This is a genomic window from Variovorax sp. GW821-FHT09B01 (assembly GCF_059418345.1).
The window spans coordinates 86,833-104,051 of record NZ_JBWKPQ010000003.1 but is presented as its reverse complement, the minus strand read 5'-3'; the positions used below and the strand labels follow the sequence as shown (position 1 = coordinate 104,051).

The 17,219-nt window shown below is 67.8% G+C and carries 17 protein-coding genes and 4 tRNA genes; 9 read left to right on the top strand and 12 right to left on the bottom strand.

The genetic code is table 11. The features are described 5' to 3' along the window. Positions 1 to 10 precede the first annotated feature (10 nt). On the bottom strand, positions 11 to 1,111 hold the full coding sequence (locus AC07RV_RS11915) for an Lcl C-terminal domain-containing protein (protein WP_296781616.1): 1,101 nt from the start codon (positions 1,109 to 1,111) through the stop codon (positions 11 to 13). Next, positions 1,108 to 3,933: a DNA polymerase I gene (polA, locus tag AC07RV_RS11910; RefSeq protein WP_296781615.1), complete on the bottom strand. Its 2,826-nt coding sequence runs from the start codon at positions 3,931 to 3,933 to the stop codon at positions 1,108 to 1,110. Before polA ends, AC07RV_RS11915 begins: the two co-directional genes overlap by 4 nt. 107 nt (positions 3,934 to 4,040) lie before the next feature. Between polA and AC07RV_RS11905 the strand changes: the two genes are divergently transcribed. From AC07RV_RS11905 to AC07RV_RS11895, 3 genes are read left to right on the top strand one after another with little or no spacing between them, the layout of a single operon-like run. Next, the gene (locus AC07RV_RS11905) at positions 4,041 to 4,412 is read left to right on the top strand and encodes a hypothetical protein (protein WP_093349026.1); all 372 of its coding nucleotides are present in this window, start codon (positions 4,041 to 4,043) and stop codon (positions 4,410 to 4,412) included. A gap of 55 nt (positions 4,413 to 4,467) precedes the next feature. After that, on the top strand, positions 4,468 to 5,523 hold the full coding sequence (locus AC07RV_RS11900) for a homoserine kinase (protein ID WP_296781614.1): 1,056 nt from the start codon (positions 4,468 to 4,470) through the stop codon (positions 5,521 to 5,523). Positions 5,524 to 5,533: 10 nt separating this feature from the next. After that, positions 5,534 to 6,364: a BPSS1780 family membrane protein gene (locus AC07RV_RS11895; RefSeq protein ID WP_093349021.1), complete on the top strand. Its 831-nt coding sequence runs from the start codon at positions 5,534 to 5,536 to the stop codon at positions 6,362 to 6,364. A gap of 30 nt (positions 6,365 to 6,394) precedes the next feature. Here AC07RV_RS11895 and AC07RV_RS11890 read toward each other — a convergent pair whose 3' ends face one another. After that, a complete protein-coding gene (locus tag AC07RV_RS11890; RefSeq protein WP_296781613.1) occupies positions 6,395 to 8,818 on the bottom strand; it encodes a UvrD-helicase domain-containing protein in 2,424 nt (807 codons plus the stop codon). A 219-nt stretch (positions 8,819 to 9,037) separates the two neighbouring features. Here AC07RV_RS11890 and AC07RV_RS11885 point away from each other — a divergent pair, with 219 nt between their 5' ends. Then, the gene (locus tag AC07RV_RS11885; RefSeq protein ID WP_093349288.1) at positions 9,038 to 10,015 is read left to right on the top strand and encodes a GMP reductase; all 978 of its coding nucleotides are present in this window, start codon (positions 9,038 to 9,040) and stop codon (positions 10,013 to 10,015) included. A gap of 4 nt (positions 10,016 to 10,019) precedes the next feature. Here the strand turns inward: AC07RV_RS11885 and AC07RV_RS11880 are convergent, their stop codons facing one another. After that, complete coding sequence (locus AC07RV_RS11880; protein WP_296781612.1) at positions 10,020 to 10,889, bottom strand: alpha/beta hydrolase; 870 nt, start codon at positions 10,887 to 10,889, stop codon at positions 10,020 to 10,022. Positions 10,890 to 10,985: 96 nt separating this feature from the next. Here AC07RV_RS11880 and AC07RV_RS11875 point away from each other — a divergent pair. Next, positions 10,986 to 11,061: transfer RNA gene (locus AC07RV_RS11875), tRNA-Ala, on the top strand. Positions 11,062 to 11,128: 67 nt separating this feature from the next. Here AC07RV_RS11875 and AC07RV_RS11870 read toward each other — a convergent pair. Next, a complete protein-coding gene (locus AC07RV_RS11870; RefSeq protein ID WP_208508841.1) occupies positions 11,129 to 11,833 on the bottom strand; it encodes an SDR family oxidoreductase in 705 nt (234 codons plus the stop codon). A gap of 155 nt (positions 11,834 to 11,988) precedes the next feature. Between AC07RV_RS11870 and AC07RV_RS11865 the strand changes: the two genes are divergently transcribed. After that, positions 11,989 to 12,064 (top strand) — tRNA-Lys (locus AC07RV_RS11865). Between the two features lie 127 nt (positions 12,065 to 12,191). Here the strand turns inward: AC07RV_RS11865 and AC07RV_RS11860 are convergent. Together AC07RV_RS11860 and AC07RV_RS11855 are read right to left on the bottom strand one after the other, a co-directional pair. After that, positions 12,192 to 13,052: a DUF3108 domain-containing protein gene (locus AC07RV_RS11860; RefSeq protein ID WP_444814324.1), complete on the bottom strand. Its 861-nt coding sequence runs from the start codon at positions 13,050 to 13,052 to the stop codon at positions 12,192 to 12,194. A gap of 217 nt (positions 13,053 to 13,269) precedes the next feature. After that, positions 13,270 to 13,683, bottom strand: a complete 414-nt coding sequence (locus AC07RV_RS11855) for a hypothetical protein (RefSeq protein ID WP_296781610.1) — start codon at positions 13,681 to 13,683, stop codon at positions 13,270 to 13,272. Positions 13,684 to 13,949: 266 nt separating this feature from the next. Between AC07RV_RS11855 and AC07RV_RS11850 the strand changes: the two genes are divergently transcribed. Further along, positions 13,950 to 14,126: a hypothetical protein gene (locus AC07RV_RS11850; protein WP_296781609.1), complete on the top strand. Its 177-nt coding sequence runs from the start codon at positions 13,950 to 13,952 to the stop codon at positions 14,124 to 14,126. 62 nt (positions 14,127 to 14,188) lie between these two features. On the opposite strand, the gene AC07RV_RS11845 is transcribed toward AC07RV_RS11850, so the two are convergent. From AC07RV_RS11845 to AC07RV_RS11830, 4 genes are all read right to left on the bottom strand, one after another. Further along, on the bottom strand, positions 14,189 to 14,752 hold the full coding sequence (locus AC07RV_RS11845) for an HNH endonuclease (protein WP_296781608.1): 564 nt from the start codon (positions 14,750 to 14,752) through the stop codon (positions 14,189 to 14,191). Positions 14,753 to 14,797: 45 nt separating this feature from the next. Next, positions 14,798 to 14,871: transfer RNA gene (locus AC07RV_RS11840), tRNA-His, on the bottom strand. Positions 14,872 to 14,896: 25 nt separating this feature from the next. Next, a complete protein-coding gene (locus AC07RV_RS11835) occupies positions 14,897 to 15,094 on the bottom strand; it encodes a hypothetical protein (RefSeq protein WP_057590604.1) in 198 nt (65 codons plus the stop codon). Positions 15,095 to 15,139: 45 nt separating this feature from the next. Continuing rightward, positions 15,140 to 15,215, bottom strand: a tRNA-Asp gene (locus AC07RV_RS11830). 172 nt (positions 15,216 to 15,387) lie between these two features. Between AC07RV_RS11830 and AC07RV_RS11825 the strand changes: the two genes are divergently transcribed. Both AC07RV_RS11825 and AC07RV_RS11820 read left to right on the top strand, forming a co-directional pair. Next, positions 15,388 to 15,567, top strand: coding sequence for a hypothetical protein (locus AC07RV_RS11825; RefSeq protein WP_296781607.1), 180 nt, complete (start codon positions 15,388 to 15,390; stop codon positions 15,565 to 15,567). 380 nt (positions 15,568 to 15,947) lie between these two features. Further along, positions 15,948 to 16,346, top strand: a complete 399-nt coding sequence (locus tag AC07RV_RS11820) for a hypothetical protein (RefSeq protein ID WP_093349002.1) — start codon at positions 15,948 to 15,950, stop codon at positions 16,344 to 16,346. Between the two features lie 10 nt (positions 16,347 to 16,356). Here AC07RV_RS11820 and AC07RV_RS11815 read toward each other — a convergent pair whose 3' ends face one another. Next, positions 16,357 to 17,094: a hypothetical protein gene (locus AC07RV_RS11815; RefSeq protein ID WP_296781606.1), complete on the bottom strand. Its 738-nt coding sequence runs from the start codon at positions 17,092 to 17,094 to the stop codon at positions 16,357 to 16,359. Positions 17,095 to 17,219 lie beyond the last annotated feature (125 nt).

Here is a 17,219-nt window from a genome sequence, read left to right as displayed (position 1 = left end):
TGCGACCCTCTCATTCGCGCACGAGCCGGACGCCGAGATGCATGATGCGTGCCTCGCAGTAGATGGCGCCCTCGCGGCTCAGCACCCAGGCACTGATCGATGCGCGGGCCGTCGATGTCTCCGGGCTGGAGTTGCAGACGGTGGAAGACCACTGGCCCGCGCGCGACGCCTCCTTGCCCTGCGCTGGAAAGTCCGACGGCGGCATCTCGAAGCGATCGGTCTCTCGCCGCGCGAGGCTGTTGACTTCCTTGATGGTGGGCAGGCGCCAGCCGGCCTGCTCGCTGGCGCGCTGCAGGGCCTGCACGTAGTCGTAGCGCTTCGCGCTCCAGGTGCAGCGCTTGCCGTTCCAGGTCTGCGGCTCCTCGCAGCGGCGCCACACCAGGCCGGTGTGGCGATCCTCGACCGCACCGCCGGGCACACCGCGCTCGTCGGGCAGTTCGCGCCAGCGCCCGGCCTTCGGCGCCTCGGGGCCGCGCACCAGGCGCACGAAGAGCGGCGGCTCGCGCGACATGTCGGGATCGCAGTCGTAGACGAAGCCGTTCGCGAAGTTCACGCACCACGGGCTCGTGGGATCGCGCATGTCGGACGTCAGGTAGAGGGCCGGCACGGTGTTCGGAAACCAGCGCGCATCGATGACCGACTGCTCGGCCAGCGGCCGGTCGGGGCGCACTTCGGGCACGCGTTCCTTGCCCAGGTCGACCAGGCCATGCAGCTCGGCCACGGTGGGCAGGCGCCAGTCGGCGTAGCCGCACAGCCGGCTCGCATTGACCTGCGCCACGTAGGCCACGGCATCGGCGGGCCGGCCGTTGTCGCGCTTGCCCTCCCAGACCAGGCCCGACACGCGGTCGCGCACGCAGGCTGTTCTCGGCTGGCCCGGCACGGCCTCGTAGGCCAGCGGACCCGCGCCCTGCCGGCCGTCCTGCTTGGGAACCAGGGCCAGCGGCCCCGCATCGGTGCAGGCCTGGGGCGTGGGCCAGCCCTCCTTCGTCAAGCCCAGGCAGATGCGCACGCCGGTGGGCGGCACCTTGGACGGCACGGGCTGCGCGGCCGCGGGCGACGCGATGCACCCGATGAGAACGGCCGCCGCGACGAGGGCCCGCGCCAGGCTCAATGCGCCTTGTCCCAGTTCGGTCCCACGCCGATCTCGGCCAGCAGCGGCACCTTGAGATCGGCCACGCTGGCCATGATGCGCGGAATCTCGGTGCGCACCCATTCGACCTCGGCCTCGGGCACCTCGAACACCAGTTCGTCGTGCACCTGCATGATCATCTTCGTGCCGCGCTTCTCGGCATCGAGCACGTCCTGCACCTTGACCATGCTGAGCTTGATCAGGTCGGCCGCCGTGCCCTGCATCGGCGCGTTGATGGCCGCGCGCTCGGCGCCGCCGCGGCGCGGGCCGTTGGGCGAGTTGATCTCGGGCAGGTACAGGCGCCGGCCGAACACGGTCTCGACGTAGCCCTGCTCCTTGGCCGAGGCCTTGGTCTCGTCCATGTAGGCCTTCACGCCCGGATAGCGCGCGAAGTAGCGCTCGATGTAGGAGGCCGCGGCCTTGGTCTCGATGCCGAGGTTCTTCGCCAGGCCGAAGCTGCTCATGCCGTAGATCAGGCCGAAGTTGATGACCTTGGCATAGCGGCGCTGCTCGCTCGACACCTGGTCGGGCGTGGAGCCGAAGACCTCGGCCGCGGTGGCGCGGTGCACGTCGATGCCTTCGGTGAAGGCGCGCAGTAGCGATGCGTCGCCGCTGATGTGGGCCATGATGCGCAGCTCGATCTGCGAGTAGTCGGCGCTCGCGATCACTCTACCCGCGGGCGCCACGAAGGCCTCGCGCACGCGCCGGCCTTCGGGCGTGCGGATCGGGATGTTCTGCAGATTGGGGTCGTTGCTCGACAGGCGCCCGGTGACGGCCACGGCCTGCGCGTAGTGCGTGTGCACGCGGCCGGTGCGCGGATTGGCGAGCTGGCCGAGCTTGTCGGTGTAGGTGCCCTTGAGCTTCGACAGGCCGCGGTGCTCGAGGATCTTGGCGGGCAGCGGATAGTCCTCGGCCAGCTTCTCGAGCACTTCCTCGTCGGTGCTCGGCGCGCCGCTCGGCGTCTTCTTGACCACCGGCAGGCCGAGCTTGGTGAAGAAGATCTCGCCGATCTGCTTGGGCGAACCGAGGTTGAAGGGCTGGCCCGCGATGTCGTAGGCCTCCTGCTCGAGCGCCATGATGCGCGTGCCGAGTTCGTGGCTCTGCGCGGCCAGCGTGGCGCTGTCGATCAGCACGCCGTTGCGCTCGATGCGGTAGAGCGCCTCGCTCGAATCCATCTCGAGCTGGTAGATGAAGCGCAGCTTCTCGTTCGTTTCGAGCTGCGGCCACAGCGTGGCGTGCACGTCGAGCGTCTGGTCGCTGTCCTCGCACGAATACTCTGCCGCCTTGGCGATGTCGACCTGGCTGAACGAAATCTGGTGCACGCCCTTGCCGCAGAGGTCCTCGTACGAAATGCCGCTGCGGCCCAGGTGGCGCTCGGCCAGGCTGGCCAGGCCGTGCGGCCGGTGCACCTCGAGCACGTAGCTCTGCAGCATGGTGTCGTGCGCGTAGCCCTGCACCTCGATGCCGTGGTTGGCGAAGACGTGGCGGTCGTACTTGATGTGCTGGCCGAGCTTCTTCTTCGCGCCGTTCTCGAGCCAGGGCTTGAGCTTCGCGAGCACCTCGTCGATCGGCAATTGCGCGGGTGCGTCGGGGTAGTTGTGCGTGAGCGGGATGTAGGCCGCCTCGCCGGGCTTCACGCTGAAGCTGATGCCGACGATCTGCGCCACCATCTCGTCGAGCGAGGTGGTCTCGGTATCGATGGCCGCGAGCTCGGCGGCCTCGAGGCGCGCGAGCCAGCTGTCGAACTGCTCCCAGGTGAAGATGGTGTCGTATTGCAGGTTGCTCGCGGGCGCGGCGGCCTCCATGGCGGCGCCCTCCTCCGACGGCTCGTCGAACAGGCCGCTCTGGTCGTCGTTGGCCTTGGCCGCCTTCGAGGCCTTCTTCTTGATGTTCTCCTCGATCAGCTCGGGCGGCACTTCCTGCGCCTCGAGCGACTTCACCAGGCTCTTGAAGCCGAACTTCTCGTAGAAGGGCTTGAGCTCGCCGGTCTGCGGCGCGCCCACGGGCAGGCCTTCGAGCGAGGGCAGGCCATCGACGTGGCCGGCCAGGTCGCAGTCGGTGCGGATCGTCACGAGCCTGCGGCTCAGCGGCAGCTTGTCGAGCGCCTTGCGCAGGTTCTCGCCGGCCGCGCCCTTGACCTCGGCCGCGCGCTCGACCAGGGCGTCGAGCGAGCCGTATTCGAGCAGCCACTTGGCAGCAGTCTTCGGGCCGACCTTCTCGACGCCGGGCACGTTATCGACCGAGTCGCCCACCAGCGTCTGGTAGTCCACCATGAGGTTCGGCGGCACGCCGAATTCGGCCGTGACGCCGGCCACGTCGCGCTTCTTGCCGTTCATCGTGTCGATGATGGTGATGTGCTCGTCGACCAGCTGGCTCAGGTCCTTGTCGCCGCTGGAGACGATCACCTCGATGCCCTGCGCGGCCGCCACCTTGGCGAGGGTGCCGATCACGTCGTCGGCCTCCACGTCGGGCACGCTGAGCACCGGCCAGCCCAGCAGCTTGACCACCTCGTGGATGGGGTCGATCTGGCTGCGCAGGTCGTCGGGCATCGGCGAGCGGTTGGCCTTGTACTCGGGATACCAGTCGTCGCGGAAGGTCTTGCCGGGGGCATCGAAGATGCAGGCCGCGTAGTCGGCGCGCACCTCGCGCCGCAGCGCCGTCATCATGTTGATCATTCCCCGGATCGCGCCCGTGGCCGGGCTCTTCGGATCGCCGGGCACGGCCCGCAGGTCGGGCATGGCGTGGAAGGCGCGATAGAGGTAGCTCGATCCATCGACGAGCAGCAGCGTTTTCTTGTCGGTCATCGGGGCATTTTGCCTGCCTCCACGACCGCCCGAATGTCCTTGCGGACCACGCCGCCACGGGCCCTGCGACGACAACCCCGATACGGCGCGCCGCCTACAATCCGTGCATGCCCGACTCCACACTCCTGGTTGCCCGCCGCCTCCTGCTGGCGCTGGCCCTCGCCACCCCCTTTGCCGCCGTGCAAGCGCAGAACGCGCCTGCGGCGGCACCGGCTGCAGCGGATCCCTCGCTACAGAATCAGGAGCAGCAGGCCGACGGTCGGCGCAACCAGAAGATCGAGCACCTGCACACCGAGGACAGCGGCGCCTCGGTCGACGAGGTCCGCTACGGCGGCCGCACCCAGAGCATCAACGTGACGCCCAAGGCCAACATGCCCGGCTACCAGGTGCTGCCGAACGATCCGTCCGGCGCGCGTCCCAACGCGGCCGACGGCCCCGCGGGCACCTCGCCCCGGGTCTGGAACGTCATGAAGTTCTGACCGTGCGACGCATCGCAGCGGCAGCCGCATCCCAACCGCGCTGAGGGCGCTTTCCATGGCAGTCTTTACCGAAGTCGAATTCGGCGAGGCCGACGCGCTCGTGCAGCGCCTCGGCCTGGGCCCCCTGCGCGAGCTGCGCGGCATCGAGGGCGGCATCGAGAACACCAACTACTTCGCCACCACCGAGTCGGGCGAGTACGTTCTCACGCTGTTCGAGCGCCTGAGCGCCGAGCAGCTCCCCTACTACCTTTGCCTGATGAAGCACCTGGCCGCGCGCGGCCTGCCGGTGCCCGAGCCGGTGGCCGACCCGGCCGTGCAGGCGATCGACGCCCAGAACACGCATCCGCTGTCGGTGCCGGCCAACGCGCCCTGCGAGCTGCTGCTCAAGGTGGCGGGCAAGCCGGCCGCGGTGGTGCGCAAGCTGGCGGGCCGCAGCGAGCTCGCGCCGGGTGCCGCGCACTGCGCCGAACTCGGCGCGCTGCTGGCGCGTATGCACCTGGCGGGTCGCGACTTTCCGCGCATCCAGCCCAACCTGCGCGGCCTGCCGTGGTGGAACGACACCGTGCCGGTGGTGCTGCCCCACATCGACGAGGCCCAGTCGGCGCTGCTGCGCGGCGAGCTCGCCTACCAGAACCACGTGGCCGAGTCCTCGGCCTATGCCGCCCTGCCGCGCGGGCCGGTGCATGCCGACCTGTTCCGCGACAATGCGATGTTCGAGACCGGCCACGAAGAAGGCGCCGCGCCGCGCCTGACCGGCGTGTTCGACTTCTACTTCGCCGGCACCGACACCTGGCTGTTCGACCTGGCCGTGTGCCTGAACGACTGGGCCATCGACCTGCCGACCGGCCGCCACGACGAGGAGCGCGCCGACGCGCTGCTCGCCGCCTACGAGAGCGTGCGCGCGCTCAACGCCTCGGAGCGCGCCCTGCTGCCCGCCATGCTGCGCGCCGCGGCGCTGCGCTTCTGGATCTCCCGCCTCTGGGACTTCCACCTGCCGCGCGAGGCCAGCATGCTCAAGCCCCACGATCCGACGCACTTCGAGCGCGTGCTGCGCGAGCGCGTGCGGCACCCGCACGTCATGGCCCGCGCCCTCGAGCCCGTGGCCGCCTGACCCGTACCCCATGAAACTCCACCTCGTGCCGGCCAAGACCGGCGCCCAATGGGTCCGCCTCGGACTCAAGACCTTCTGGCGACAGCCGCTGGCCTTCGTGTCGCTGTTCTTCCTGCTGATGGCGCTGATCTCGACCTTGTCGGTGGTGCCGCTGCTGGGCAGCGTGCTGGCGCCGGTGCTGCTGCCGTTCATGACGCTGGGGCTGATGGTCGCCACCTCGGTGGCCTACGCCGACGAGCAGGCCGGCGGCAACGGGCAGGCCGGCGCGCGCCGGCCCACGGGCTCGGCGATGTTCGTCGAGGTCTTCGCCGCGCTGCGCGCCGAATGGCGTCCGCTGGTGGTGCTGGGCCTGATCTCGGCCGTGTACTTCGTGCTCGCGGTGCTGGCCACCGCGCTGGTCGACGGCGGCCAGCTCGCGCGCGCCTACCTGCTCGACGAGGCGCTGTCGCCCGAGGTGCTGGCCAGCAGCGAGTTCCAGGTCGCGCGCATGGTCCACCTGTGCCTGAACCTGCCGCTGTCGCTCGCGATGTGGCATGCGCCCGCGCTGGTGCACTGGCACCGCGTGGAGCCCGTGAAGAGCATCTTCTTCAGCATCGTGGCGCTGTTCCGCAACTTCGGCGCCTATGCGCTGTTCGGGATCGCCTGGTTCGGCGTGTTCCTGCTGGCCGGCATCGCGGTCGGCCTGATCGCCACCGTGCTGGTGGGCGTCGGCGCCGTGGGCGCGGGCTCGGGCGCCACCGCGATCGGCACCGTGCTGATCGTGGGCACGGCGCTGGTTCTGGCGGCGATGTCGCTGGCCTCGACCTGGTTCACCTTCCGCGACAGCTTCGACCCGAACTGAGCCGGGCGGCCCCGCGGGCCGCGCCCCGGCTCAGACCGGCGTGAGCTTGGCGACCGACAGCGCCAGCCACTTCACGCCGTGGCGCGTGAACTTGACCTGCGCGCGCGCATCGTCGCCGGTGCCCTCGAGCGCGGTCACCGTGCCTTCGCCGAACTTGTTGTGGAACACCTGCATGCCCGAGCGCAGGCCATGCGAGGGCGCGCTCTTTTGCGGCGGCACCGGCGGGCTCGCGAAGGTTTCCTTGGCGGCACCGCCGCCATAGGCCTTGCCGCCGCCATAGCCACCACCGCCACCCGCACCGCGCGTGCTGCCGTAGCCGTTGCCATAGCCGAAGGCGGAGTTGCCGAAGGCCTGGTTCTTGGGCGTGAGCCACTTGAGCGCGCCTTCGGGCAGCTCGTCGAAGAAGCGGCTCTTGACGTTGTAGCGGGTCTGGCCGTGCAGCATGCGGGTCTGCGAGTGGCTCAGGTACAACCGCTTGCGCGCGCGCGTGATCGCGACATACATCAGGCGGCGCTCTTCCTCGAGGCTCTCGTAGTCGCTCATCGAGTTCTCGTGCGGGAACAGGCCCTCCTCCATGCCGGTGATGAACACGCAGTCGAACTCGAGGCCCTTGGCAGCGTGGACAGTCATCAGTTGCACCGCGTCCTGGCCGGCCTGGGCCTGGTTGTCGCCCGACTCGAGCGCCGCGTGCGTGAGGAAGGCCGCGAGCGGGCTCAGCGTTTCGCCGGTCTCGGCGTCGGGTGCCAGTGGCTCGTCGAGCAGCGGGCGGCCCGGGTCGATGCCCTGGCTCGCGGGCGACTGGCGCAGCTCGTCGACCGGCAGTGCCACCGCGTCGCGGCCGAAGCCTTCCTGCGTGACGAAGCTCTCGGCCGCATTCACCAGTTCCTCCAGATTCTCGATGCGGTCGGCGCCTTCGCGGTCGGCACGGTAGTGCTCGACCAGGCCGCTGTGGTCGAGCACCAGCTCGATGATCTCGCGCAGGCTCGCGCCTTGCGTCTGTTCGCGCAGCACGTCGATCTTGGCGACGAAGGCCGTGAGGTTGGAGCCGGCCTTGCCGCCGACCGCGTGCACCGCGTCGTGCAGCGAACGGCCCGCGGCGCGCGCGGCGTCCTGCAGCTGCTCGAGCGTGCGCGCGCCGATGCCGCGCGGCGGAAAGTTGACGACGCGCAGGAAGCTGGTGTCGTCGTCCTTGTTCTCGAGCAGGCGCAGGTAGGCCAGCGCATGCTTGATTTCGGCGCGCTCGAAGAAGCGCAGGCCGCCGTACACGCGGTACGGCACCGAGGCATTGAACAGCGCGGTTTCGATCACCCGGCTCTGCGCGTTGCTGCGGTAGAGCACGGCCATCTCCTTGCGGTCGATGCCGTCGCGCACCAGCTGGCGCATCTCCTCGACCATCCACTGCGCCTCGGCGAGGTCGCTCGAGGACTCGTAGACGCGCACCGGCTCGCCGGGACCCTGGTCGGTGCGCAGGTTCTTGCCCAGGCGCTTCTTGTTGTGGCTGATGAGCTCGTTGGCCGAGTCGAGGATGTTGCTGTAGCTGCGGTAGTTCTGCTCGAGCTTGATCTGGTGCGTGACGTCGAACTCGCGCACGAAGTCGGCCATGTTGCCCACGCGCGCGCCGCGGAAGGCATAGATGCTCTGGTCGTCGTCGCCCACGGCCACGACGCTGTTCTCGCCCGGCACGAACTGGCCCGCGACGGTGTTGCCCGAGAGCATCTTGATCCAGGCGTACTGCAGCCGATTGGTGTCCTGGAACTCGTCGATCAGGATGTGGCGGAAGCGTCGCTGATAGTGCTCGCGCACCGGTTCGTTGTCGCGCAGCAGTTCGTAGCTGCGCAGCATCAGCTCGCCGAAGTCGACCACGCCCTCGCGCTGGCACTGCTCCTCGTAGAGACGGTAGAGCTCGACCTTCTTGCGGTCGTCCTCGCTGCGGATCTCGACCGCGTCGGGGCGCAGGCCATCTTCCTTGGCGCCGGCGATGAACCACTGCGTCTGCTTGGCCGGAAAGCGCTCGTCGTCGACGTTGAACTGCTTCATCAGCCGCTTGATGGCCGAGAGCTGGTCCTGCGTGTCGAGGATCTGGAAGGTCGACGGCAGGTTGGCCAGCTTCCAGTGCGCGCGCAGGAAGCGGTTGCACAGGCCGTGGAAGGTGCCGATCCACATGCCGCGCACGTTGACCGGCAGCATCGCCGTGAGCCGCGTCATCATCTCCTTGGCGGCCTTGTTGGTGAAGGTCACGGCGAGGATGCCGCCGGCGGACACCTGGCGCGTCTGCAGCAGCCAGGCGATGCGGGTGGTGAGCACGCGGGTCTTGCCCGAGCCGGCGCCCGCGAGGATCAGCGCGTTGCCGGCCGGCAGCGTGACCGCTGCGAGCTGCTCGGCGTTGAGGTTGTGCAGCAGCGGCAGGTCGACCGGCGGCGGGGTGCGGTCATCGGCCGCGAATTCTTCAAACATCCGTCGATTGTAGAAACCACGGCGTATGCGGGTTATATGAAGTTCCGGAAGACCTCCCCACGGGAGGCTGCGTAGAATCAATCACCGGGCCCAAGTTTTTGTGCCCGGTTTTTTGTGCGCGTCGCCCGCCCCCGCAGGGGCTTTCGCAGCGACGCCGCCGAAGCCGGCCAGACCAAGCGCTCACTCGTTTTCAACGACTTCCTCCAGGAGCTTGGTTTCATGCAAATCTTCGATTACGACAACATCCTGCTGCTGCCGCGCAAGTGCCGCGTGGAGAGCCGCTCCGAGTGCGACACCAGCGTCACGCTCGGCGGCCGCAGCTTCCGCCTGCCGGTGGTACCCGCCAACATGAAGACGGTGGTGGACGAGTCCATCTGCCTGTGGCTGGCGCAGAACGGCTACTTCTACGTCATGCACCGCTTCGACCTCGACAACGTCGCGCTCGTCAAGCGCATGCAGGGCCATGGCGTGTTCGCCTCGATCTCGCTGGGCGTGAAGAAGGCCGACTACGACACGGTCGACCAGCTCGTCGCGCAGGGCCTGGTGCCAGAGTACGTGACGATCGACATCGCGCACGGCCACGCCGACAGCGTGAAGAACATGATCGGCTACCTCAAGCAGAAGCTGCCCGCGACCTTCGTGATCGCCGGCAACGTCGGCACGCCCGAGGCGGTGATCGATCTCGAGAACTGGGGCGCGGACGCGACCAAGGTCGGCATCGGCCCGGGCAAGGTCTGCATCACCAAGCTCAAGACCGGCTTCGGCACCGGCGGCTGGCAGCTCAGCGCGCTCAAGTGGTGCTCGCGCGTGGCGACCAAGCCGATCATTGCCGACGGCGGCATCCGCGACCACGGCGACATCGCCAAGAGCGTGCGCTTCGGCGCCTCGATGGTGATGATCGGCTCGCTGTTCGCGGGCCACGAGGAATCGCCGGGCCAGACGGTCGAGGTCGACGGCGCGCTGTTCAAGGAGTACTACGGCTCGGCCAGCGACTTCAACAAGGGCGAGTACAAGCACGTCGAAGGCAAGCGCATCCTCGAGCCCATCAAGGGCAAGCTGGCCGACACGCTGGTCGAGATGGAGCAGGACGTGCAGAGCTCGATCAGCTACGCGGGCGGCCGCACGCTGATGGACATTCGCAAGGTCAACTACGTCACGCTGGGCGGCGACAACGCAGGCGAACACCTGCTGATGTAGGTCTTCAAGCCTCGAGCAGTTGCACCGCGAGCCGGTGCAATCGGTGCGAGGAATCGGCCAGGGCATCGACCACGCCGAAGTGATCGAGGCCCGCGAGCACCTCGCAGACCGGCACGGTGTGCGGGCCCCAGGCCTCGCGGATCATCGCGTTGTGGCGGATGAATTCCTCGCTCTCGTTGCCGCCCGCCACCGCATAGAGCTGCCCACGCCTCGGCGCCGGCCAGTGCGCGGGGCTCGCGCGGCGCACGTCGTCGTCGCTCAGCCGCAGCACCTGCTCGAGGAAGGGCGTGCGCTGCAGCGGTGCGAGGTCGTACAGGCCCGAGATCGACAGCGCATTGCGCACGAGGTGGTCGGGCAGGTCCGGCGCCACGGCCTTCCAGTCGCAGGCCAGCAGCGCCGCCGCCATGTGGCCGCCGGCCGAATGCCCCGCCACCGTGATCCGCGCGGGATCGCCGCCATGCGCCGCCACGTTGCGCCAGGTCCAGGCGAGCGCACGAACCATCTGCAGCAGGATGCCCGGCACCGTCACGGGTTGCTCGGGCGTGCCCGGGCACAGCGCGTAGTTCGGCTGCACCACGCAGATGCCGCGGTCGTTGAAGGCGGGCGCGATGAAGGAATGGTCCTTCTTGTCCATCGCGCGCCAGTAGCCGCCGTGGATGAAGACCAGCACGGGCGCGTCGGGCACCGGCGCCGGGAACACGTCGAGCGTCTCGTTGACGCCCTCGCCGTAGCGCAGGTCGATCCGGCTCGGCAGCGTGTCGCGCGCCGCGGCGGATTCGCGCGCCCAGCGCGCGAAGTACGCCGGGTGTTCCTTCACCCGCGCGAGGTTGTTGTACATGCCTTCGAGCCAGGCGGGATCGCGTGTGGGGGCCATGGTGGTGCCGGGAGCCGGTGCTGTTCCTGAAAGGCGCGCATCTTGGCATGCGGCGAGCACGCCATCACGGGTTCCGGCTAAAATTCGCGTCGCGTTGGGGGGGTAGCTCAGCTGGGAGAGCGCCGCGTTCGCAATGCGGAGGTCGTGAGTTCGATCCTCATCCTCTCCACCAACCGACAAAAAAGGGCCTTGGCATCCGCCAAGGCCCTTTTGCTTGGGGCGCTGTGCCTCGCTGTGCGTCAGTCGAGCGCCAGGTGCTGGCCGTGCAGCGCCGCCGCGCCGGGCGACGCGAGAAAGCCGATGGTCTGCGCGGCGACCGCGGTCGACACCCATTCGGCCGGGTTCGCATCGGGCATCGCCTGCCGGTTGGCCGGCGTGTCGAGCACGCTGGGCGCCACGCTGTTGATGTTGACGCCATGCGGCGCCGCCTCGGCCGCCATCGCCTCCACCAGCCGCTGCAGAGCGCTCTTCGACGCGATGTACGACGCCATGGCGGGCAGGCCGCGCGCCGCGACCTTCGCGGTCACCGCGACGATGCGGCCGGCGCGGCGTTCGATCATCGAGGGCAGCAATGCCTGCGTCACGGCCACGAAGGACCATGCGTTGAGGTTCATCATCCGGTCCCAGCTCTCGCGCGTGAGCGCGTGCGTCGCCTCGCCCATCTCGAAGCCGCCGGCGATGTGCACCAGCGCGTCGACGCGACCGAAGGCCTTGAGGATCTGCTCGGACAGGCCGGCCATGGACGAGGCCGAGGTCACGTCGCCGGCCAGCAGCAGGTGCTGCGAGTTGTCGAGGCCCGGGAACACCTCGGCCAGGCGCCCGGCGTGGTGGTCGATCAGCGCGGCGCGCGCGCCCTGCGCGAGGAAGTGTTGTGCAACGGCGCGTCCGAGTGCGCCCGCGGCGCCCGTGATCACGACATGCGGCGCGGTGTTTGCATCGCTCATGGAAGTTCTCCTGAATGGGAAAGAGAGGGGGCGAACCCCTTCGTCGGTGCCGAATGCTAATCCGCCACACACGTTCCACTCAAAAATTTTGAGAAACCTGAATTTCTACGCTATACTCGCAGACTTGCCTGAAAACGAATATGTTTTCAACGCAAGGGCTCTTAGCTCAGTTGGTAGAGCAGCGGACTCTTAATCCGTAGGTCGAGTGTTCGAGTCACTCAGGGCCCACCACCAACACTGAAAACGGTCGAAATCCTTCTGGGTTTCGGCCGTTTTTCTTTGTGCGTCCGTACTGCTTGCCTTGGCGCGGGTGGCAGGCCCGCCGGACCTGCCACGATCGATGCTCAATCCACCGGCGTTACTTGGGCGAGTACGTCATCTTGGTCGCGACCATCGGCGACTTCGGATCGACACCCTTGAGCAACTGGCCGCGATAAGGTCCTTCGGCGGCCAGCCAGAACTCCTTGGTGGCCGATGGGCCGACCAGCGAACCCAGCGTCAGCTTCAGCGTGAACTTGCAGGTGCTGAACGTGCCCAGCGGCGTCTCCAGCTTTTCTCGGCCGCTGTAGCTGAGCTCGCCCTTCGCGGGCAGCGTACGCGTCGAGACCACGCTGCCATTGGAAGTCTCGGTCTTGGTCACGGAAGACTCCTTGCTCACGACCTGCCCGGGCTTCATGTCGATCGGGAACGAGAACGGGGGCTCGAACACCTGCGACGCGTAGCCTGTGTACTCCCGGGGCACGATGGCGGGAAGCTTCATGTCGTCGGCGAACTTGTCATCGATCTTGCTGTGGTACGAAGTCGACTTTCCATAGAGGAAGAGATTGCCGCCGACCAGGTCCTTGTATTCCTTCTTGACGATGCGCTGCTCGAAGGCTGGAGAGGCACTGACCTCCGTGCCGACGTTGAAGGCCACAGGCGTGGCACCGGCAAAGGCCTCGCGCCCTTCGGTCACGCTCTTCCGGCGGAAGGAATCGGCCGCGGGGTCCTTGCCGGGCGCGACCGCCTCGAACTCGAGCAGCGTGCCTTCGCGGAAATCGGCTTCGTTGAAGCAAGGCGCGGAACTCTCGGCCTGCGGGTCCGGTGCGGGCGCTGGTGCCGGCGCGGGTGCCGACGCGATGGGCAGCAACGGAAAGCCTCCGCCCCCTCCCCCGCCGCCCCCACAGGCCGACATTGCCGCAGCCGCGGCTGCGATGGAAAGCAGGCGCGCACCCGACATCCTGCTGAAATCTGCGCTTCTCATGACTTCTCCCTTGTGTGACAACAACCGACAAAGAAACTTGCAGTTGTCACGGAAGAATACGTTTGACTCTCGCGGGCGCACACCTCCTTACGGAGGAATAAGTCACGTGGCCCAAATCAAGGTGCTGAACGATCGTGAACCACGTCGCAGCGATTCGGCGTCGTCACACAGCACGCGCATTCGCGCGAAGGCCTCAACCCGCAGACCGCCGCGCCAGCCAGTCGGAGGCATAGGCCGCCAGCAACGCCTGCCTGTCGACCACCTCCGCCTCGAGGTACTGCCGCGCATGCGCCTGCGCGACCTCGCTCGCGAGGAACCAGCGCTCGCGCTCGCCGCTGCCCAGCGGCGGCGGCGTGCCCCACGTGGCGCCGTCCTCGCCGCGGAAGGCTTCGGTGATGGGCAGCCGGCCGCCCGTCATGCCGATCTCCGACAACATGCTGCGCGGGCCATCGAGCTCGATGCGCACCCGCAGGTCGTCGCCGTCGACCTCGATGACCGCTCCGAGTCCACCCACCTGATGCACCCGCCACAGCTGCGCCGGCGAGGCACTGCGGATCCAGTTCTGCAGCGCGGCCTTCAGCGCCTTCAGGATGATTTCCTTGTTCATTTCCGCACTATTTCACATTTTTGGATGACAGCTGCATTGCCGATCCTGCCCCTGCAGTGGCGGCTCCCGTGCCGCATGGCATCTTGCTGTTGCTGTCACACAGCGCCCTACAACAATGACCACAGGGACCAGAAACCGAAGCCAGAAAGCTCGTTGCCACACCCGCCTCGGCGGGTATTTTTTTTGTCCGCGCACGAGCCGGCGGACCCCCCTCCGATGAGCCGCCACCCGGGTGGCTTTTCGGGCCTACGCTATATTTCCGCCCCATGGAAAAGGCTCCCGACATCGGCAAACCCACCGTGCCCATCGACCTGATCGGGCCGGAGCACTGGCAGCGCTCCAGGCGCAGCAACGGGCGCACCGCCAAGGTCCTCTTCGCGATCGTCGGCGGCCTCGCGGCAGCCGGTGCGATCGCCTACCGTTATTTCGGACTCGGCCGCTGAACGGCGCGCATGAAAAAGGCCCGCTGTCCGCGAGGACAGCGGGCCTTTGCATTGGCGCCGGTTCATTGCAGCCGCGACCCCTTCGGCAACCGCCTGGCCAGCCATTCGTGCACGTCGGCGCGGATGTTGCGGCCCTCGAGCAGGAAGTTCTCGAAACGGCTCGGCACGTACGGCAGGTACACGAGCGGCATGCCGGCCTCCTCGGGCGTGCGCGCGGCCTTGCGGCCGTTGCACACGGCACAGGCTGTCACGAGATTGGTCCAGCTCCAGGCACCGCCGCGCGATGCCGGCAGCACGTGCTCGCACTGCAGCACCTGTTCCGGGAACACGCCCGCGCAGTAGGCGCAGGTATGGCGATCGCGGCGCAGCAGCTTGCGCTTGGTGAGGCCGGGAATGACGTCGAAGAGGTTGATCTTCGAGGCACCGCGCAGCGCGATGATCGGCGCCACCTCGATGCGCGACTGCACGCCGCGCGCCACGTTGAAGCCGCCGCGCATGGTGGCCAGCGGCGCGTCGCCGTCTTCCCAGGCCACGTCGTCGCAGGCGTAGTGCAGCACCGCCTGCTCCAGCGAGACCCAGGCTTGCGGCGTGCCCTGGATGTCGAGTTGCAGGACGTGTGAATGCATGGCTCGCCTCCTTTCGCGGCGATGTCGAACGATGGTCGAAAAGTCTGGGGTACACGAACGGAATCGAACCGTCGTCAGCGGGATCACAACCCGCGGCTCTGCCATTGAGCTACGCGCACCATGGAAAAACGAAAGAAAGATCCGCTACCACTCACCGACTTCGCGCACGCGCTGGTCGAGGTCGAGCTGATCGAGCCGCAGCTCGCGCAGCGAACCCGACTCGCGCAGGACATCGGTCTTGCGACCGAAGCCCAGGCGCCGCGCCAGCGCGGACACGAAGGGCTTGCGCGCCGGCGCGGGATGCACGGCGATCATGCGGATGGGGCTGTTGCGCTTGCGCATGCGATGACTCCTTGTTGTATGGGTTGAGCGATGTGGTGACAGCATTGGCGTTCCGCAGGGGAGTCGAACCCCTGACTTCCTCCTAGACAGGGAGGCACTCTGGCCGCTGAGTTAGCGGAACGTGATCGAGGAAAAGGCGCTTTCCATTTCGGTTGTGTCCTCACGCGACAGGCCTCGCGCTCTCGCTCGAGGCCCCGTGCGACATCGCTGCACAGGAGTGGTCCACGCTCCTGCACATCCCGCCAGACCGTCCACGCGGCTGATCCTGGCGGTGTGGTGAAGGCACACCCGAAATGGCGAAGCTGCGCGCCGATCCAGTGACGGCTGCGCCTCGCGGCAAGTTGTGGAAGAACATCGACGGCATCCGGAGACACCACCGCCACGGCACGATCGCCGCGAACGCGAACCGCATCGGGATGCGGCGACGAAAAACAAAAAGGCCCGGAACCTTTCGGTGTCCGGGCCTCTGGTGAGAGAGCTGAGGAGGGCAAGCGCCTAAGCGCAACCTCCACCCGGTGGCAGTCGATCCTCGAATGCATCAACGCGCGCTTTCGCGTGGTTCGGCGAATGCATGGCGTACGAGCGACCCAGGTTCGTGGCGGGCGACGGCAGGTCGAATCCTTTGCTGAAACCCGCGCGCACGAGCGCCCGGCCCGAGACGGGTCGAATGCTGGAGAGTTGGCGTGCGGTGTTCACGATGGGACCTTGGTTGAAGCTGTCGCGCTTTGAAAAAGGGTGGAGGGATCGGGCCTCTCGCGGCCTGGGCCTGCGATTGCCTTGCACTGTAAATAGTCTTTACGAGGGCGTCAACAACCGGGACAATCTTTTTTTGTCTTGTTGTTGTTTTTGAACAGTGCCCAATCTCACCGTCGCACGCCGCCGCAATGTGCTCGCGCTGCATCGCCGCTTTCTCGAAGCGTCCGTGGCCGCCGGCCTGCCCGCCAAGGGGCTCGACCAGGCCTTCGCCCGGAAGATCGAGGTGTCGCCGAGCATGTGGAGCCAGATCAAGAGCGCGCGGCCGATCGGCGACAACCTCGCGCGGCAGATCGAGCGGCACTGCGAGGTCGAGGCCGGCTGGCTCGACCGGGAAGACCGCCCTTCGGAAGTGCCCGACGAGGCCGAGGAGCGCTTCGTCGCGCTGGCGCGCGAGGCCTGGCGCGCCGCCAATGCCAAGGGCAAGCGCGAACTCGCGGGCTGGCTCAAGAAGAAGATCGCCGAAGCTGCTGCACCCGTCGCTGCGGACAAGAAGTAACCCCGGAAGCTCAGGCCGCAAGCGCCGTCTCCATCGACTCCGCGTCGCCGTACTCCGCGGGGTACATCCCCCGCAACCACCACTCGACCCCGCTCAGCTGAGCCTCGAGCGACAGGCCATCGAGCGCCAGGGCCCGCAGCGCCCGCATCGAGCGGAAGCCGATCAGGCCATCGATGCCGCCGATGTCGTGCCCCAGGCGGATCAGGCCGCTCTGCAGGCGCGCCTCGTCGGCGTTGTGGATGAACAGGTCGTGCGGCAGGCCGGCCGCGAGGGTCGCGCTGGCGGCCATCGCGAGGTACGGCGTCCTGAACAGGCCCGCGGGCTTCGACGCATGCTGGTCGTACACGCGCTGATGGCTGCCGCGGCATTCGAAATGCCAGGCCTCGCTGAGCGCCGGGTCGGGCGTGCGATGGATCGGCACCACGCCGAAGCCGCGCGCCAGCGCCCAGAACTCGGCCAGCGGCAGGCGCAGCGCGCCGAGGTCCACGTCGAACGCGCGACCGGCCTCGTGCATGCCGTCGCCCGTGCAGGCACCGAAGGACGATGGCCGGCCGGACTCGGCGGTCCGGTCATGGAACAGGTCGGACAGCAGCAGGCGGCCGCCGCGGCGCTCGACCTCCTTGCGGATGCCGGCGAGCGCACGCCGCGTGTCGGGCGTGCACCAGGCCATGGGCCGCGGCAGCGCGAGCCACTGGCCTGCCACCTTGTAGATCGAGGGCACATCGATCGAAACCAACCGTCCCGGCATGAGCGCTTTCTTTTTGGAAGACTGCAACGCGCCGTACGCGGGCCCCACGAGTCCTGCTGAACGGCATGCGGGGATTGGAGTTCATCGCCGCGCCGCGCGCATGCCCCAATTGGGGGAGAACGCCG

What these genes read in the sequence shown, in the direction of transcription:
- polA (WP_296781615.1), bottom strand. Translation starts at nt 3,933, where the DNA reads ATGACCGACAAGAAAACGCTGCTGCTCGTCGATGGATCGAGCTACCTC.
- AC07RV_RS11905 (WP_093349026.1), top strand. Translation starts at nt 4,041, where the DNA reads ATGCCCGACTCCACACTCCTGGTTGCCCGCCGCCTCCTGCTGGCGCTG.
- AC07RV_RS11900 (WP_296781614.1), top strand. Translation starts at nt 4,468, where the DNA reads ATGGCAGTCTTTACCGAAGTCGAATTCGGCGAGGCCGACGCGCTCGTG.
- AC07RV_RS11895 (WP_093349021.1), top strand. Translation starts at nt 5,534, where the DNA reads ATGAAACTCCACCTCGTGCCGGCCAAGACCGGCGCCCAATGGGTCCGC.
- AC07RV_RS11890 (WP_296781613.1), bottom strand. Translation starts at nt 8,818, where the DNA reads ATGTTTGAAGAATTCGCGGCCGATGACCGCACCCCGCCGCCGGTCGAC.
- AC07RV_RS11885 (WP_093349288.1), top strand. Translation starts at nt 9,038, where the DNA reads ATGCAAATCTTCGATTACGACAACATCCTGCTGCTGCCGCGCAAGTGC.
- AC07RV_RS11880 (WP_296781612.1), bottom strand. Translation starts at nt 10,889, where the DNA reads ATGGCCCCCACACGCGATCCCGCCTGGCTCGAAGGCATGTACAACAAC.
- AC07RV_RS11870 (WP_208508841.1), bottom strand. Translation starts at nt 11,833, where the DNA reads ATGAGCGATGCAAACACCGCGCCGCATGTCGTGATCACGGGCGCCGCG.
- AC07RV_RS11860 (WP_444814324.1), bottom strand. Translation starts at nt 13,052, where the DNA reads ATGTCGGGTGCGCGCCTGCTTTCCATCGCAGCCGCGGCTGCGGCAATG.
- AC07RV_RS11855 (WP_296781610.1), bottom strand. Translation starts at nt 13,683, where the DNA reads ATGAACAAGGAAATCATCCTGAAGGCGCTGAAGGCCGCGCTGCAGAAC.
- AC07RV_RS11850 (WP_296781609.1), top strand. Translation starts at nt 13,950, where the DNA reads ATGGAAAAGGCTCCCGACATCGGCAAACCCACCGTGCCCATCGACCTG.
- AC07RV_RS11845 (WP_296781608.1), bottom strand. Translation starts at nt 14,752, where the DNA reads ATGCATTCACACGTCCTGCAACTCGACATCCAGGGCACGCCGCAAGCC.
- AC07RV_RS11835 (WP_057590604.1), bottom strand. Translation starts at nt 15,094, where the DNA reads ATGCGCAAGCGCAACAGCCCCATCCGCATGATCGCCGTGCATCCCGCG.
- AC07RV_RS11825 (WP_296781607.1), top strand. Translation starts at nt 15,388, where the DNA reads ATGGCGAAGCTGCGCGCCGATCCAGTGACGGCTGCGCCTCGCGGCAAG.
- AC07RV_RS11815 (WP_296781606.1), bottom strand. Translation starts at nt 17,094, where the DNA reads ATGCCGGGACGGTTGGTTTCGATCGATGTGCCCTCGATCTACAAGGTG.